Annotated in this window: 16 protein-coding genes and 2 tRNA genes; 10 read left to right on the forward strand and 8 right to left on the reverse strand. The window is 59.0% G+C overall.

Annotated features, from left to right (window positions below):
• Positions 1-25: 25 nt before the first annotated feature.
• From EMQ_RS06770 to EMQ_RS06790, 5 genes are all read right to left on the reverse strand, one after another.
• Positions 26-907, reverse strand: coding sequence for a F0F1 ATP synthase subunit gamma (locus EMQ_RS06770; RefSeq protein WP_010665850.1), 882 nt, complete (start codon positions 905-907; stop codon positions 26-28).
• 16 nt (positions 908-923) lie between these two features.
• On the reverse strand, positions 924-2,459 hold the full coding sequence (gene atpA / locus EMQ_RS06775) for a F0F1 ATP synthase subunit alpha (protein ID WP_010665851.1): 1,536 nt from the start codon (positions 2,457-2,459) through the stop codon (positions 924-926).
• A complete protein-coding gene (locus EMQ_RS06780; RefSeq protein WP_010665852.1) occupies positions 2,459-3,142 on the reverse strand; it encodes a F0F1 ATP synthase subunit delta in 684 nt (227 codons plus the stop codon). The genes atpA and EMQ_RS06780 overlap by 1 nt, the downstream gene beginning before the upstream one ends.
• Before the next feature lie 117 nt (positions 3,143-3,259).
• Entirely contained in the window at positions 3,260-4,699 is a 1,440-nt protein-coding gene (locus tag EMQ_RS06785; protein ID WP_010665853.1) for an MFS transporter, read from the reverse strand.
• A gap of 108 nt (positions 4,700-4,807) precedes the next feature.
• Positions 4,808-4,881, reverse strand: a tRNA-Gly gene (locus tag EMQ_RS06790).
• 296 nt (positions 4,882-5,177) lie between these two features.
• On the opposite strand from EMQ_RS06790, the gene EMQ_RS06795 reads away from it, so the two are divergent.
• From EMQ_RS06795 to nusG, 3 genes are all read left to right on the forward strand, one after another.
• A tRNA-Trp gene (locus EMQ_RS06795) sits at positions 5,178-5,254 on the forward strand.
• A gap of 153 nt (positions 5,255-5,407) precedes the next feature.
• Positions 5,408-5,602, forward strand: a complete 195-nt coding sequence (gene secE, locus EMQ_RS06800; RefSeq protein ID WP_026200153.1) for a preprotein translocase subunit SecE — start codon at positions 5,408-5,410, stop codon at positions 5,600-5,602.
• A 9-nt stretch (positions 5,603-5,611) separates the two neighbouring features.
• Complete coding sequence (gene nusG, locus EMQ_RS06805; RefSeq protein WP_010668723.1) at positions 5,612-6,142, forward strand: transcription termination/antitermination protein NusG; 531 nt, start codon at positions 5,612-5,614, stop codon at positions 6,140-6,142.
• A gap of 157 nt (positions 6,143-6,299) precedes the next feature.
• Here the strand turns inward: nusG and EMQ_RS06810 are convergent, their stop codons facing one another.
• Positions 6,300-6,749 carry a DUF2501 domain-containing protein gene (locus EMQ_RS06810; RefSeq protein WP_010668722.1) on the reverse strand — a complete coding sequence of 150 codons (450 nt, stop codon included), beginning with the start codon at positions 6,747-6,749 and terminating at the stop codon, positions 6,300-6,302.
• Positions 6,750-7,045: 296 nt separating this feature from the next.
• On the opposite strand from EMQ_RS06810, the gene EMQ_RS06815 reads away from it, so the two are divergent.
• From EMQ_RS06815 to EMQ_RS06845, 7 genes are all read left to right on the forward strand, one after another.
• Positions 7,046-8,068, forward strand: a complete 1,023-nt coding sequence (locus tag EMQ_RS06815) for an aspartate-semialdehyde dehydrogenase (RefSeq protein ID WP_010668721.1) — start codon at positions 7,046-7,048, stop codon at positions 8,066-8,068.
• Between the two features lie 272 nt (positions 8,069-8,340).
• Entirely contained in the window at positions 8,341-8,817 is a 477-nt protein-coding gene (sdhC, locus tag EMQ_RS06820; RefSeq protein ID WP_010668720.1) for a succinate dehydrogenase, cytochrome b556 subunit, read from the forward strand.
• A gap of 1 nt (position 8,818) precedes the next feature.
• Complete coding sequence (gene sdhD / locus EMQ_RS06825; RefSeq protein WP_010668719.1) at positions 8,819-9,238, forward strand: succinate dehydrogenase, hydrophobic membrane anchor protein; 420 nt, start codon at positions 8,819-8,821, stop codon at positions 9,236-9,238.
• A gap of 84 nt (positions 9,239-9,322) precedes the next feature.
• Positions 9,323-11,134: a succinate dehydrogenase flavoprotein subunit gene (sdhA, locus tag EMQ_RS06830; protein ID WP_018308276.1), complete on the forward strand. Its 1,812-nt coding sequence runs from the start codon at positions 9,323-9,325 to the stop codon at positions 11,132-11,134.
• 27 nt (positions 11,135-11,161) lie between these two features.
• Positions 11,162-11,944 (forward strand): succinate dehydrogenase iron-sulfur subunit, encoded by a 783-nt coding sequence (locus tag EMQ_RS06835; protein ID WP_010667270.1) that lies wholly within the window; start codon positions 11,162-11,164, stop codon positions 11,942-11,944.
• A gap of 234 nt (positions 11,945-12,178) precedes the next feature.
• Positions 12,179-13,255 carry an aromatic ring-hydroxylating dioxygenase subunit alpha gene (locus EMQ_RS06840; protein ID WP_010667271.1) on the forward strand — a complete coding sequence of 359 codons (1,077 nt, stop codon included), beginning with the start codon at positions 12,179-12,181 and terminating at the stop codon, positions 13,253-13,255.
• A gap of 315 nt (positions 13,256-13,570) precedes the next feature.
• The gene (locus EMQ_RS06845) at positions 13,571-14,671 is read left to right on the forward strand and encodes an acyltransferase family protein (protein WP_018308275.1); all 1,101 of its coding nucleotides are present in this window, start codon (positions 13,571-13,573) and stop codon (positions 14,669-14,671) included.
• A gap of 3 nt (positions 14,672-14,674) precedes the next feature.
• On the opposite strand, the gene EMQ_RS06850 is transcribed toward EMQ_RS06845, so the two are convergent.
• The gene (locus tag EMQ_RS06850) at positions 14,675-15,022 is read right to left on the reverse strand and encodes a zinc ribbon domain-containing protein YjdM (RefSeq protein ID WP_010668959.1); all 348 of its coding nucleotides are present in this window, start codon (positions 15,020-15,022) and stop codon (positions 14,675-14,677) included.
• 120 nt (positions 15,023-15,142) lie between these two features.
• Entirely contained in the window at positions 15,143-16,258 is a 1,116-nt protein-coding gene (locus EMQ_RS06855) for a THUMP domain-containing class I SAM-dependent RNA methyltransferase (protein ID WP_018308274.1), read from the reverse strand.
• Positions 16,259-16,316: the final 58 nt, after the last annotated feature.

Genomic DNA, 16,316 nt, shown 5'->3' on the forward strand with positions numbered 1-16,316 from the left:
ATACGGGATCGGATGGAGGCGGCGATCAGACCGCCTGCGCACCCGAGATGATCTCGATAAGGTCGTTGGTGATATTGGCCTGACGGGTCCGGTTGTAGGTCTGCGTCAGACGGTCGATCGCCTTGCCTGCGTTGCGGGTTGCGTTGTCCATAGCGGTCATACGCGCACCCTGCTCACCGGCTGCCGACTCAAGCAGGGCAGCATACATCTGCACCTGCAGATTACGCGGCAGCAGACGCTCCAGCAGCACCTGTTCATCCGGCTCGAACTCATACTGAGCAGCATCCGGATCAGGCTTTGCCTCGGCTTCATCCAGCCCCAGCGGGATCAGCTGCAGAGGCGTAGGCACCTGCGACATCACATTGCGGAACTGGTTATAGATAACGGTGCAGACATCAAACTGTCCGGCTTCCAGAAGCGCCGTCACCTTCGCACCGAGATCACTCGCCGCAGAGAACGGAATTTCCTTGCCACCTACACCGATGACATGATCAACGATCAGATCGGCATATTCGCGGGACAGATAGTCATATCCCTTGCGTCCGATCGGCAGCAGCTTGACGGTCTTGCCTTCGGATTGAAGACGACGGATCGTCAGACGGGTCGTGCGGTTGATGTTCGAGTTGAACCCACCGGCAAGACCACGGTCACTGGTGATCGGAATCAGGAGATGAACGCGGTCATTACCCGTGCCGGCAAGAAGCTGCGGAAGACCATCCTGACCAGCCATCGATCCGGCGAGCTCACCAAGCATACGACGCATGGCAGCCGCATAAGGGCGGGCTGCCTCGGCGTGCAACTGGGCGCGGCGGAGTTTCGCGGCCGCGACCATTTTCATCGCGCTCGTGATCTTCTTCGTCGATTTGACGCTTCCGATCCGTGCGCGGAGTTCCTTCAGGGAGGCCATGAACGGTTACTCGCGATCAGGCTGTGAAACGACGATTGAAGTCCGTAAGGAACTCGCCGATCTTCGTTTCAAGATCCTTGGTGATCTGACGTTCGGTGCGCAGCGCCTGGACAATGTCCTTGGCGGGGCTCCGCAGTTCAGCCAGAAGCTTCGTCTCCCAGGGCACGACCTTCTCGACAGGAATGCTGTCGATATAGCCACGCGTTCCTGCGAACAGCACCACAACCTGCTCTTCAACAGACAGCGGGGAAGACTCAGGCTGCTTCAGAAGCTCGACCAGACGGGCACCACGGGCAAGCTGCTTCTGCGTTGCCGGATCAAGGTCGGATGCGAACTGGGAGAACGCAGCCATCTCACGATACTGGGCAAGCTCAAGCTTGATCTTGCCAGCAACCTGCTTCATCGATTTGATCTGCGCCGCAGAACCAACACGCGAAACCGAACCACCAACGTTCACGGCCGGACGGATACCACGGTAGAACAGGTCGGTCTCAAGGAAGATCTGACCGTCCGTGATGGAAATCACGTTCGTCGGGATGTAGGCGGCGACGTCACCAGCCTGCGTTTCAATGACCGGCAGAGCCGTCAGTGAACCGGCACCATTTGCATCGGACATCTTCGCAGCGCGCTCCAGCAGACGGGAGTGCAGATAGAAGACGTCACCCGGATAGGCTTCACGAGCCGGCGGACGACGCAGCAGCAGGGACATCTGACGGTAAGCAACAGCCTGCTTTGACAGATCGTCGTAGCAGATCAGGGCGTGCATACCGTTGTCACGGAAATACTCACCCATGGCGCAGGCGGAGTAAGGCGCGAGATACTGCATCGGAGCCGGATCGGAGGCAGTAGCTGCAACCACGATCGAGTAAGGCATCGCGCCATTCTCTTCGAGGGTGCGAACGAGCTGGGCAACAGTAGAGCGCTTCTGACCGATTGCGACGTAGATGCAATACAGCGACTTCTTGTTGTCGCCGAGCGCATTGACATCTTTCTGAGCCAGTATGGTGTCGATCAGGATCGCGGTCTTGCCGGTCTGACGGTCACCAATCACGAGCTCACGCTGTCCACGTCCAATCGGCACAAGGGCGTCGATTGCCTTGATGCCTGTCTGCATCGGCTCGCTGACCGACTGACGCGGCATGATGCCGGGAGCCTTGACCTCGGCAGGCGTCATCGTGACGTCTGTCAGCGGGCCCTTGCCATCGATCGGGTTGCCAAGACCATCGACAACGCGTCCGAGCAGACCCTTGCCGACCGGAACCTCGACAACCGCACCGGAACGGTTGACGGTGTCGCCTTCACGGATCTCCGTGTCGGAACCGAAGATAACAACACCAACGTTGTCGTTCTCAAGGTTGAGGGCCATGCCCTTCTGACCGGCCGTCGGGAAGTCGACGAGATCGCCGGCCATGACGTTCTGAAGACCGTAAACACGGGCGATACCATCGCCAACGGTCAGGACTGTTCCTGTTTCGGCGATTTCTGACGCCGTGTCGAATGAAGCGATCTGCTGCTTCAGGATATCCGAAATCTCAGCGGGACGGATTTCCATCACGCGGCTCCCTTCATGGCATAATGCAGGCGTACAAGGCGGGATTGCAGGCTGGTGTCAACAAGGCGAGGGCCGACGCGCACCACAAGACCACCAAGGATCTCGGGATCAACGTGCTCCTGAAGCACGACACGCGAATAACCGGCTTCGGCGAGCTTGCCCTGCAGTTGGGCGCGCTGTGCTGTCGTCAGGGGCTGCGCGCTGACGATCTCGGCAGACACCTCCCCGCGACGGGCGGCAGCCACAGCAGCAAACGCCGCCATAATCTGGCGAAGACGGGGCAGCCGACGATTGTCCGCCACCACACCCACGAAATTGGTGATCAGTTCGCCGAAGCCCTGCTGCCTGATCACGGCGAGAACAGCCTTGCGGGCGTCTCTGATATCAAGACGCGTGTCCTGAAGGACTGCCGCGAACTGAGGGCTTTCATCGATCAGTCTGGCGAGAGCATCGGCCTGGGGGAGGACCTCGTCGAGCTTCCACCGATCGGCGGCAAGCTCATAAAGCGCGGTCGCATACCGCCCGGCGAGGCCGCCTGTCCCCACCGGGGACTGAGCAGCGGATCGGGTACTTGTTACGGCAGTGGCCACTGTCGGCTGTTTCCTTCTGCGTTCCCCAAGGGCATCGGACTGCGCGGTCCCGGTCGGGTTTTGCACCAGACCAGAAAGCACACCCGGTCGCATTTGTTATTGTGGCGGCCTCTAGCATGGTGACTATCGGCGCGCAACAGACCAGATGAAGAGAAGTCAATCTTCCCCTAATATTTCACCACGGCAACAATCTGGGCTTCCCCATCTCCCTCAGGAAAAGTCGCGCGCCACCCGCTCCGCGCTTGCCCGTGCATAACCGCTTGTCGCCAGTGCTCCCACAAGCACCACACTACCTCCAAGCACCGCCGCGATCCAGCAGACGAAATAGCTAAGATGCAGAAAAGAGGCTGCAAATTCCGCCCTGTCCTCTGAGACAATCCCTGCACCACGCAGACTGCCGGCTATCGCCACCCCAAGCGCTGCCCCGATCTGTCGACTCGTGGAGGCTACGGCGGCCGCGAGTCCGGCCTGCCGTCTTGGCATTCCCGACACGGCGGCGTTGGTTATGGGCGCGTTACAGAGCCCGAATCCTGCTCCCGTCAGCGCATAGGCCACCGCAAGCCAGAGCGGTGACGTGTCCGCAGCAAGCCCGGTCAGCATCCATGCTCCGCCAGCCAGACCGCAACCGGACAGCACCAGCGGCACGCGCGCGCCCTGCGCCGCCACCAACCGCCCGGAAAGCGGAGCTGCGATCACCACGGCCACGGCGAAAGGCATCAGTTTCCAGCCCGCTGCACCGGGCGCGAATCCTCTTACGTCCTGCAGGTAGATGGTGCTCAGGAACAGCAGCGACGAAAAAACCGCGAAACAGAGCACAGCCAGCACAGTGGCTGACGCGAACGGAACCGAACGGAAGAAGCCAAGATTCAGCATGGGGTGGGTGCTGCGTTTCTCGACAATGAGAAACACCACCAGCGACAGAACGGACAGGATCAGCAGTCCTAGAATCCGAGCGCTCCGCCAGCCCAGATCCGGGCCTTCGATCAGCGCGCCCACCAGCGCCATGCTCGTCAGTGCGGCCAGCCCCTGCCCCGCCGGGTCGAATCGCGCCGGAATCGGTGAGCGCGATTCGGGAACGAAACGAATCGTCATCACCAGGGCAATCAGCCCCACGGGCACATTGATCCAGAATACCGCCCGCCAGTTCAGGGCATCGGCGATGAACCCGCCGACAGCCGGCCCCAGCGCCAGAGCGATGCCAGACATCATGCCCCACAGACCGATCGCACGTGCACGGTCACCGGGGTCCAGAAATGTATTCGCGATGATGGAGAGCGCGACCGGGTTCAACATGGCGCCACCTACGCCCTGCAGAATCCGCGCCACAATCATCTGTGTCGGTGTAAGGGCCAGCCCGCAGAACGCGGATGCTGTGCAGAAAATCACGATGCCTGTCAGAAACACTTTTCTGCGACCAAAACGGTCCGCCAGCGTCCCAGCCGCCATCAGCAAAGCTGCAACCGTCAGCGTGTAGGCGTCCACAATCCATTGCAGACCGGAAAGACTGGCTCCGAAAGCCTGCTTGATGGAAGGCAGCACCACATTGACGATGGTAACGTCCATCATCACCAGCAGCAGGCTGAGGCAACAGGACGCCAGCACAAGCCACTGATGTCGCCTGGAATCCGGCTGGGTGATTTGTTGAGGCATCGTTTCTTTTCCTGACAGCGCGGCAGACATGACAAAGCGCAGGCAAATGGGACCAAACCCAGCCCGACTTACTTAGTCACATTGCGTATTTTACTTATACAGGAAATCTGGAGCGGGCGAAGGGAATCGAACCCTCCTCAGAAGCTTGGAAGGCTACTGCATTACCACTATGCTACGCCCGCATCCGAGGCGCTTATATAACCTCCCTTTCCGACGACGCAAGCCTCTATCGTTGCCCTTATGCGTCGGGAGGCATGAGCGACTTTTTTCACAGAAAATAATTCTCGCAAAAACCCGGAATTTCCGGCGGATTTTCAACATCTTCCCGGTCAAGAAGAACATTTTTCCGAAGCAATTCCCGCTCTGTCCTCTTGACTTTAAACGCGCAACATATTCTTTTCCGCCACCTGTGCCCGACCTGAGTGGAAACAGCGAAAAAGACTTCGGTCTGCTTCGGGGTCACTCGGGATGGTACCGCAGGGGTGTAGCTCAATTGGCTAGAGCGCCGGTCTCCAAAACCGGAGGTTGCGGGTTCGAGACCCTCCGCCCCTGCCAAATCAGCCTGAATTCAGTCTCAACGGGACCAGTCCCGACGCTGGACAGGGCTGGCACAGGTTGCCGGCTCCGGTCGGTTTCTGGCGAGTGTTACCGGTCTGCCGGATTCGATCCACGAAGGATCGATGGCAGGTCGAAAGAGAAGGTTTTTTCGTGTCAACCAGTCCAGTCAAATTCCTCCGGGATGTAGAAGCCGAGGCCAAAAAGGTCACGTGGCCGTCACGGAAAGCGACGCTGGTGACAACGGGAGCCGTACTCGCGATGGCTACGCTCGCTTCCATTTTCTTTTTCGTCGTCGATCAGGCTATCGGGCTCGGCGTTCGAGAACTTTTCGGACTGGGAGGCTAGAAGACCGGTATGGCCAAGCGGTGGTACGTCGTTCACGTCTATTCGGGTTTCGAGAAGAAAATCGCCACCCAGATCATGGAAGAGGCTGCCCAGAAAGGGCTGTCCGACCATATTGAACAGGTTCTCGTCCCTTCCGAGGAAGTGGTGGAGATTCGTCGAGGCCAGAAGGTCAACTCCGAGCGCAAGTTCTTCCCGGGATACATCCTGGTGAACATGGAACTGACGGATGATGCCTGGCATCTGGTGAAAGACACTCCCAGAGTGACCGGGTTCCTTGGCTCCAAGACCCGTCCGAGCCCCATCCCTGCGGCGGAAGCCGAGCGGATCATGAAGCAGGCTCAGGAAGGCGTTGAGCGTCCTCGCTCCTCCGTCACCTTCGAGGTTGGTGAACAGGTCCGCGTTGCAGACGGTCCGTTCACCTCGTTCAATGGTGTTGTCGAGGAAGTCGACGAAGAGAAGCAGCGCCTCAAGGTCAGCGTTTCGATCTTCGGTCGCTCCACGCCTGTCGATCTGGAATATGGGCAGGTCGAGAAGCTCTGATCGTCTTTTCAGTTCGCATCTAACAAGAAAGCCCCGGTTCAAAAGACCGGGGCTTTTTTTCGTTTGTATGCCAAGGCAGAAACAAAGTGCCGCCCTTGCTTTCACCTTACCTGCCGCCGCCGGACACGTGCCAGCGACAGCAGATTCATGCCTCTCTTCAGAGAAGTGAGGAAGCCTTGCTCGTGACAGCCTTGCACACTTTCTTGCGGACCGCGGCTTTCAGGGAAGACAGGGAAAGCTGGTTGCCATCAGCAAGCTGAAGAAGTCCCTGCTGGCCGGAAGCATAGGACGCATCGCTGGTCACATCGGACTTGCCTGTCAGCGTGTTCAGCGTGGACTTGGCGGAAGAAACATTGCTGACCAGATCATTCTGCACGCAGTAGCCCAGCAGACCGGCGATGTTACCTGAGCTGGCAGAAGACAGGGACGGAACACCAAGGCTGCCGAGCAGGCCGGATGTGCCGCCGGAAGAACCCGTCACGCTTTGCAGGGCGCCCTGCTCCGCACCCTGAGCAATGCCTCCAAAAGACTGCGCGTGAGAAGCGGAGACACCGGCAAATGACAGGCCGGCGATGAGCGCCAGGACGCCAGAACGACGAAAGATCATGGATTTTCCTTCTCAGTGATGGCCCCGGCAAGCCAAATATCACCGAAGCGCATTCAGACTGTTGAACCTTAATGAGGCGGAAACGCGGCACAACCGCAAAGTCGGTCGTGAATTGCAGGGCTGTTTCTCCTGCAACTCTCCCTTTCCCGTTCACTGCGCGGAAGGGTAGCCTCTGGGATGAACGCACCCTTCGGGCTTGCGATAAGCCTTCCACGCACCACGTTCCTGCTATAGGTGTCGACTCGCAATTCTACAGTGGCATTCCACAGTGAGCGTGGAGCAGGAGAGGAACTGAGATGGGTTATCGCGTAGCGGTCGTGGGCGCGACAGGCGCTGTCGGACGCGAAATACTGAAGACCTTGCACGAACGGGAGTTTCCCGTCGACGAGATCGTGGCTCTGGCGTCACCGCGTTCGACCGGGCGCGAAGTCTCCTTCGGGGACCGCACGCTGAAAGTCCAGAATCTCGAGACATTCGATTTTGCTGGCTGGAATGTCGCCCTGTTCTCGCCGGGCGCAAGCGTGTCCGCCATTCACGGTCCCCGTGCTGCGAAGGCCGGATGCATCGTGATCGACAACACGTCCCACTTCCGCATGGAGCCGGATGTCCCGCTGGTCGTGCCGGAAGTAAACCCGAACGATCTGAAGAAGGCCAAGCGCGGGATCGTCGCGAATCCGAACTGCTCCACTATCCAGATGGTCGTGGCGCTGAAGCCGCTGCATGACCTGTTCACGGCCAAGCGCGTCGTCGTCGCGACCTATCAGGCCGTCGCGGGCGCAGGCAAGGACGGCATGGACGAGCTGTTCGCCCAGACCAAAGGCACGTTCGTCAACGATCCGCCGAAGGTCGAGCAGTTCCAGAAGCAGATCGCGTTCAACTGCATTCCGCAGATCGATCGTTTCATGGATGACGGCGCCACCAAGGAAGAGTGGAAGATGACCGTCGAGACGAAAAAGATTCTCGACCCGGAGATTCAGGTTCTCGCCACCTGCGTGCGCGTGCCGGTTTTCATCGGTCACTCGGAAGCCGTCGTCGTCGAGTTCGAGGAACCGGTCGATCTCAGGAAGGCACGTGAGGCGCTACGTGAGGCTGAAGGAGTCGTCCTGCTCGATGAGCGTGAGGACGGTGGTTATGTCACCCCCATCGAGTGTGTGGGTGAAGACGCAACCTATGTGTCCCGTCTGCGAATCGACCCGACCGTGCCGAACGGTCTGGCTTTCTGGTGTGTGTCCGACAATCTGCGCAAGGGCGCTGCCCTGAATGCCGTGCAGATCGCCGAGACGATGATTGCTCTCGATCTGTTGCCTCATCGCAACTAAAGCGCAGAAGGCCGCCGGTCACGGGGGATTGATACAACCAGTCGACCAGATGACTGTTTCAGCCTGTTTGCACTCTCTGAAACAGTCCTGCCTTCATCCGTCGGGGAGCATCCCTGCTCCCCCCGCCCTCACATCCTCCAAAACGTGAGGTTCCCTCTCGGTCTCGTGTTTCCCCGTTCAATTGACCACGAAAACCCTGCGGCGTAGGACCGGTTCTGGAATAGCGCCGCCTTCCGTGCGGCGTTTTACATGGACAAGATGACGAGGCGACGATGCAGGATGTCCGGGAAGCGCTCTATGTCGGGAGCCGAAGTGACGGCACTCTAATCCGACGACCGATGTCACCGCATCTTCAGGTCTATAAAATGCGCCTGTCGATGTTTCTTTCCATTTCGAACCGAATTACGGGTGTGGTGGCAACCGGCGGTTCAGCACTGGGTGTCTTCTGGCTGGCGGCCCTCGCAAAAGGACCGAAATCCTTTGCAAGCGCCCGCAAGGTGACAGGCAATCCGCTGGGCCAGCTCGTGCTGTTCGGATGGATCCTCTCACTGGTCTGGCACACAGTCGGTGGCCTTCGCCACTTCATCTGGGATGCTGGTCATCGCTACGACAAGAAGGAACTGAACGAGGACGGTCCGGTGGCGCTTGGCGTCATCGCCGGTGTGGGCGTCACGCTCGCAACCGCCCTGCTCGGTGTTTCCTGCTGTCGCGCACGGCATCGCGCCAAGCTGCTGAAGAAGGCTTCCTGAGATGAATGCAACGTCTCCCACGCATCGCACCGTGATGCGCTCACAGCTGGGCCGCGCCCGTGGCCTCGGCTCCGGTCACTCTGGCACCGGCCACTGGATCGTGGAACGTGTTTCAGCAGCCAGCCTGCTGCCGCTCTCCGGCTGGTTCGTCATCCAGATGTTCCGTCTCGGCGGAGCGGATTATGAGCAGGTCGCCAAATGGGGCGGCAAGCCGGTCAACGCGACGCTGCTGACCGCTCTGGTCGCCACCAGCTTCTATCACGCGGAAGTCGGGCTGCAGGTGATCGTGGACGATTACGTGCATGGCAAGGCTCACGCCCCCACAAAACTACTCGTCAAGATCGGCACAGGACTTCTTGGCCTGCTCGGCGTCGTTTCGGTGCTGAAACTGGCCCTTGGTCGCCCTGCCTCTAAAGGCTGATCGCCGCTGACCGACGTGGCCAGCAGGCTTCGCCGGTTTTTCTGATGCATTGACTGGTCGCAAGATAACGGGAGCGCCGTCACTATGAACGCTAATTCCTCTCCTTCTCGGGGGGCCTACCGCATTGTCGATCACGCCTATGACGTGGTCGTGGTCGGCGCCGGCGGGTCGGGTCTCCGTGCAACGCTGGGTATGGGCGCCGCTGGCCTGTCCACTGCCTGCGTCACGAAAGTTTTCCCCACACGCAGCCATACGGTCGCAGCACAGGGCGGCATCGGCGCCTCCCTCGGCAACATGGCTGAAGACAACTGGCGCTGGCACATGTACGACACCGTAAAGGGGTCGGACTGGCTGGGCGATCAGGACGCGATCGAGTTCATGTGCCGCGAGGCGGTCCCCGCCGTGCACGAACTCGAACATTTCGGCGTGCCATTCTCCCGTACCGAACAGGGCAAGATCTACCAGCGTCCCTTCGGCGGTCACATGAGCGACTACGGCAAGGCCCCTGTGCCCCGCGCCTGCGCCGCCGCCGACCGCACGGGTCATGCGATCCTGCACACGCTGTATCAGCAGTGCCTGAAGCATAACGTCGAATTCTTCGTCGAATATTTCGCCATCGACCTCATCATGGATGAGGAAGGCGCATGTCGCGGCGTGATGGCGTGGTGTCAGGATGACGGCACGATCCATCGCTTCAATGCGAAGATGGTCGTTCTGGCGACGGGCGGTTACGGCCGCGCCTACCAGTCCTGCACCTCGGCCCACACCTGCACGGGTGACGGCGGTGGCATGGTCATGCGCGCCGGTCTGCCGACGCAGGACATGGAGTTCGTGCAGTTCCATCCGACCGGCATCTATCCGGCAGGCTGCCTGCTCACGGAAGGCTGCCGTGGTGAGGGCGCTTACCTGACCAATTCGGAAGGCGAGCGCTTCATGGAGCGTTACGCACCGACGGCGAAGGATCTGGCGTCCCGTGACGTCGTATCCCGCGCCATGACGGTTGAAATGCGCGAAGGCCGTGGCTGTGGTCCGAAGAAAGACCACATGATGATGCATCTGGAGCATCTTGGTTCCGACCTGCTGCATGAGCGTCTGCCGGGCATCATCGAGACATCCCGCATCTTCGCCGGTGTGGATGTGACGAAGGAACCGGTTCCGGTTCTGCCGACCGTTCACTACAACATGGGCGGTATCCCGACGAACATTCATGGTGAAGTTGTCCGCCCGACGGATGACAACCCGGATGCCGTCGTACCCGGCCTGATGGCTGTCGGTGAAGCGGCCTGTGTGTCCGTGCATGGTGCAAACCGTCTCGGCACCAACTCGCTGCTCGATCTGATCGTCTTCGGTCGTGCCGCTGCGAAGCGCGCCGCCGAGATCGTCAAGCCGACCGACTTCGTAAAGCCGTTGCCTGCTGGCGCTGGCGAGAACGCGCTCGATCGTCTCGATGCGCTGCGTTACGCCAAGGGCGGCACCCGCGTTTCCGAACTGCGTGACCGTCTCCAGCGCGACATGCAGATGCATGCGGCGGTGTTCCGCACCGAGGAAAGCCTCAAGGAAGGCTGTGACAAGATCCAGGATATCTGGAAAGCCAAGGGCGACCTGTCCGTGGCCGACCGTTCCCTGATCTGGAACAGCGACCTGATGGAAGCGCTCGAGTTCGAAAACCTTCTCGCCAACGCGACGGTGACGCTGGAAAGCGGCCTTGTCCGCCATGAAAGCCGCGGTGCTCACGCCCGTGACGATTATCCGGACCGTGACGACAAGGAATGGATGAAGCACAGCGTGTCTTGGCTGGATGACAAGGGCGGCACGAACATGACGTACCGTCCGGTACACATGAAGACCCTCACCGATGAGGTTCAGGTCTTCCCGCCCAAGAAGCGCGTCTACTAACCCGCCGTCAGAAAAGGGAGACTGAAGATGGTCGAACTGAGACTTCCGCGTAACAGCACGGTGGGTAAGGGGCAGTTTTTTCCTGCCCCCGCCGGCTCCAAGAATGTGCGGACTTTCAAGATCTATCGCTGGACGCCGGATGACGGCAGCAATCCGGTGATGGACACCTATGAGATCGACATCGACGCCATCGGCCCGATGGTTCTCGATGCGCTGATCCACATCAAGAACGACGTCGATCCGACGCTGACGTTCCGCCGTTCCTGCCGTGAGGGCATCTGCGGTTCCTGTGCGATGAACATCGACGGCGAGAACACGCTCGCGTGCCTCAAGCCGATCCGGGACATGCAGGGGGATATCATCATCAATCCCCTGCCCCACATGCCCATCGTGAAGGATCTGGTGTCCAACCTCGACGGCGCGTATGCCCAGCTGCGCTCCATCGATCCCTGGATGAAGGCCGACAGTGCGCCTCCGCCGGATGGTGAGCGTCTCCAGTCACCGGAAGAGCGCGCCAAGCTGGACGGTATGTGGGAGTGCATCCTGTGCTTCTGCTGCACCACCTCCTGCCCGTCCTACTGGTGGAACGGCGACCGTTACCTCGGTCCGGCCACGCTGCTTGCGGCCTATCGCTGGATCGCGGACAGCCGTGACGAGCATCAGGGCGATCGTCTCGACTCGCTGGAAGACACCTTCAAGCTCTATGCGTGCCGCACGATCATGAACTGCACGCAGACCTGCCCGAAAGGGCTCAATCCCGCCAAGGCTATTGGCCGGATCAAGGAACTTCAGGTCGAGCGCAAGCTCTGATCTGCTGATCCAGCGCTGTATCAAGGAACGCCGGCGGGGAAACCTTCCGGCGTTTTTTGTGGCCGGTTGTTTACCGGCAGAGTGGAAGAGTCTGTCTGTTCATCAGCGTCTGACGTAACAGAACGAAACTTTTTCGCTCAAACCTTAAATTCTAAACCGATCGGCAGTTTTCCCAATGAACTGTTAACCCTCTCGCCGCATCTCTTTGACTATTCAAAAAGTGTGCGAGATTTCATGGCCTTTTATCCCTTCATTGCTGCTGAACAGGCCTACCCCCGGAACCAGTGGTATGTCGCAGCATGGAGCCATGAAGTTGGCGAAGCACCGCTGATGCGAATGATCGCAGGTGAGCGCATCATCCTCTATCGGCAGCGGTCAGGCTCCGTCGCGGCAGTGTCAGCACTCTGCCCCCACCGGCAAATGCCTCTGGAAACAGCGGAAATCGTCAACGACCAGATCGTTTGCCCTTATCACGGTGCTGCTTTCGGTTCTGATGGCGTGTGTGCCCATCTCCCTTTTCAGAAACATGTTCCCGCAGGCATGAACCTGAAATCATTTCATGTTGTGGACCATGCGCCATTTATCTGGCTATGGGTCGGCTCAGAGGAAACGCCTGACCTGAATCGCCTGCCGTTTGCGCGGTGTCTTCAACCTGAGGCTGGCCAGACTCTGCTCTTTGGTCTGAAGACCTTTCATGTGCAGGCCAGATCGCAGATCGTGCTCGAAAATCTTTTTGACCAGTCTCACATCAGCTTCACGCATCCTCTTACGCTCGGACAGCGCTGCGCGGCCAATGGCTCTACCAGACCTTCCGAAATCATCGACGAGGAAAACTATCTGGCCTTCATGCGCCTCTCTCCACCCAAGGCCACAGATGAAGCTCTTCACGCCCTGTTTCCCGCTCTCAGCGCGCAGATGCGGATCAGAAGCCGCTCAGAGTTATTTGGTGTCGGGCTGGTCATATCAGCGGGTTCCGAGATTATCGCCTGTGATGAAGAAGGCGAACCGACATCGAGTGTAGGTGATCTCGTCTTTTTCCATGCGATTACGCCGGAAACACAACACAGCACCCATTATTTTGCTGGGATCATGCGTAATTTCGCACTGAACGATCAAGATCTTTCCAACAGTTATGCAGAACGCAATGATCAGGTTGTGAGCGAGGATATCAGGGTGCTGGAAGCAATAGAGCCGCATCTTGCAGAGGCGGACGCGCGCAAAGAACCGAATTTCGTGACCGATGCCGCCGCCGTGCGTGTGCGCCGCCGGATTGAAGCTCTTATGGGGAACGCTCCTGCGCACTGTGTTTGAGAACCTGCCTGCGAGGCATAAACATCTGCACCGGAAAGTTTAAGGCTTCGATCTTCCATGAGCTTTTTGGAAAAGCTTCGTCAAAACGTTTTTGCATTTCATCTTATATTTATTGAGAAAATCATTTCCAGAAGTCACCAGTACGATGCTGTCTTCTGAGAGACTGCAAAAGCTGTGGTCAAACATCAATTCCTGTCATTGAAAAACATGATTATACCTGTTTCCCTGACGTGAAGATGTCTCTTCATATATGGAACAGGATACGAAAATAACGATGCAGTCTTCTCGCCCACGTTTTTCGCCTCAGACGCACCGATGAAAAACGTACGCTTTGACGCATTGCAGTCCGTGCGCGGACTGGCCGCACTGGTCGTGGTGCTGAGACATGTTCTGGCCTGCTATCCCCTGTCGAGCCACTCAGCCACTATCATTGTCTTCTTTCTTTTCAACTCGCCTGCGGCTGTCACGCTCTTTTTCGTTCTCAGTGGATTTGTTCTCACACATTCCCTCGTGGGGCAGGACTTTTCCGCAGAGACCGTTCTGACCTTCTGGACCCGTCGCGTCTTTCGCATTCTGCCAGCACTGATTGTTGTCACGCTGCTTTCTGCTCTTTTTACCCGAACGCCACTCGCAAACTGGCCTGTGGCAGGAAGCGACCCATCAATGGAAGCGCTTCTCCCCTATCACATGCCGCTGTCGCCCGGCTTGCTTGCAAAATGTCTTGCCTCGGTCTCAAGCGCATTGGTGCCCCAGAACTGGACCGTCGCAGTCGAATTGATCGCCGCCGCCTTTTTCCCCTTTCTCTGGGCGTCTAGCCGGAATGAAAGCCGACTGTTCCTTCCCGTCGTGCTGCTTGCTCTGGCTCTTTCCATCTGCGCGCCGGCGGGCGGCAAAGGGCTGCCCTTTATCTACGGTTTCAGTTTCGTTGTGGGGATCATCGCCTATCGGGGGTGGCAGAATACGAACGTCATTCTCACGTCTGCCGGTGTTCTGCTCGCAGCGGTGGGCATGTCGCTTCCCACCACCTTGCTGACCGAACCGGAAACACTGGGCGCTGTGTTCAACTCGCCAAAACTGGCTATCCCGGAGACGATCTGTGCTGGCTTCCTGCTGTTCGGACTGGCCCGAAACGGCACGATAGCGGGCCTGCTTTCAAACAGGGCGCTGCTCTGGCTGGGCGATATCTCGTTCAGCCTTTATCTCGTGCATTTTCTGGTTATCGCCATTGCAGGGCGGCTGCTTTCTCCCTTGCTGCCGGCATTTTCAATGCCGGTGCGGGAAGGCATGGTGTTCTGCCTGACGCTGCTGATTGCGCTGCCGTTAAGTCACCTGCTGTATGAGAAAGTGGAAAGGCCAGCGAACCGACTGGGCCACCGGCTTTCCTCTCTCTTTCAGTCGCAGCGCAGAATTTCCTGAAAGTCAGGCTTTCTTCACGAACTCGGATTTCAGATTCATGGCACCAAATCCCGGGATCTTGCAGGCGATATCGTGTCCATCCGTACCGTCGACAAGACGGATTCCCTTGACCTTCGTGCCGCCTTTCACAACCTGCGACGATCCCTTGATCTTCAGATCCTTGATGACGCTGACCGTATCGCCATCCGCCAGCACATTGCCATTGGCGTCACGGATCACACGCTCGCCCCGCTCTCCTGCTTCCGCAGCCTCACCGGACCACTCGTGAGCGCATTCCGGGCAGATCCAGAGCGGGCCATCCTGATACACATGCTCCGATCCACATTCCGGGCATTTCAGGGCTTCGCTCATCTCGCACTCTCCGTTACCGACAGACGCAGGGTGCGCCTTCGCGGAGGCAGGCATGGCAAACCGGCGGCCGGGATACAAGCCTGCGCGCCATCACGAGCAACAGATTTCATATCTGTCCGTTCAGAGAAGCGGCGCCGTGTGATAGAGTGTCACACGCAGACCGCCATGCGGAACGGGCGCTGTTGTCGGCAGAAACGGCAGGCCGGTTGCATGAGCGAGAGCGGTTTCCGTCGTCACAATCCCTACACGCCAGCCGGAAAACCGGGTCGTCAGCGTCTGACCAAATGCGCGATAAAGAGGGATCAGCGCCTTTTTGTCCCCGATCCGGGTGCCATAAGGCGGATTGGCGATCACCAGACCCGGCGGTCCTTCAGGCGGCTGAAGTTCACTGATTGTCGCCTGTTGCAGCGTCACATAGTCGGCGACACCCGCCTGCTCCAGATTGGTGCGGCTCATGGCGATGGCGCCTGCATCACGGTCACTGCCGTAAAACCGGACGGAAGGCGTGCGTTCACTTTTGACCGCCCGCATCTGCGCCCAAGCATCGGGGTCGAATGTCGCCAGTTCCTCGAACGCGAAGTGACGGGAGCGTCCGGGATTGAGGCGGGCGGCAATTTCAGCCGCCTCAAGCAGGAAGGTGCCTGAGCCGCACATGGGGTCCACCACGGGCTCGTTGCCTGTGTAACCGCATTGCCGCAGAAAAAGGGACGCCATGGTTTCACGGATGGGGGCCCGATTGACGGCCGCCTTATGGCCGCGCCGATGAAGAAGAACGCCGGACGTATCCACACTGATGGTGCAGATGTCGCGTTCAATGCGCGCCCGCACCAGAACACCGCCTTCCTTGGCTTCCGCCGCGCCCAGTGTTTCGTGGATGGCACGGGTAATGCGTTCGACCGCGGCTCCCTCGTGATAGATTCGCGAGGTGGTGCAGTCTGCCTCGACACGAAACGGGACGTCCGGACGCAAAATCTTCGCCCAGGGTACCTGCCGGGCGCGTTGATCGAGTTGCGCCAGATGTGTCACGCGAAAGCTGTCGATGCGGGCCAGCACCCGGCTTGCGCCGCGAATCCACAGATTGGCCCGCCAGACCTCCGGCCAGCCGCCTAGTATCGTGACACCGCCGGGAACGGCGACGGGACGTTTGAAGCCTTTAAGGCGCACCTCATCACAAAGGACTGTCTCCAGTCCGGGAATCGTTGCCAGGAAGATCTCGAAGGGGCGCGTTTCAGTCATGGCGCTTCCATGACAGGAAGCCGCTTTCCCGGCAAACAGGACTTACGGGAAAAGCCGG

Origin of the sequence: Acetobacter aceti NBRC 14818 (assembly GCF_000193495.2) — a bacterium.
GTDB classification, from domain to species: domain Bacteria; phylum Pseudomonadota; class Alphaproteobacteria; order Acetobacterales; family Acetobacteraceae; genus Acetobacter; species Acetobacter aceti.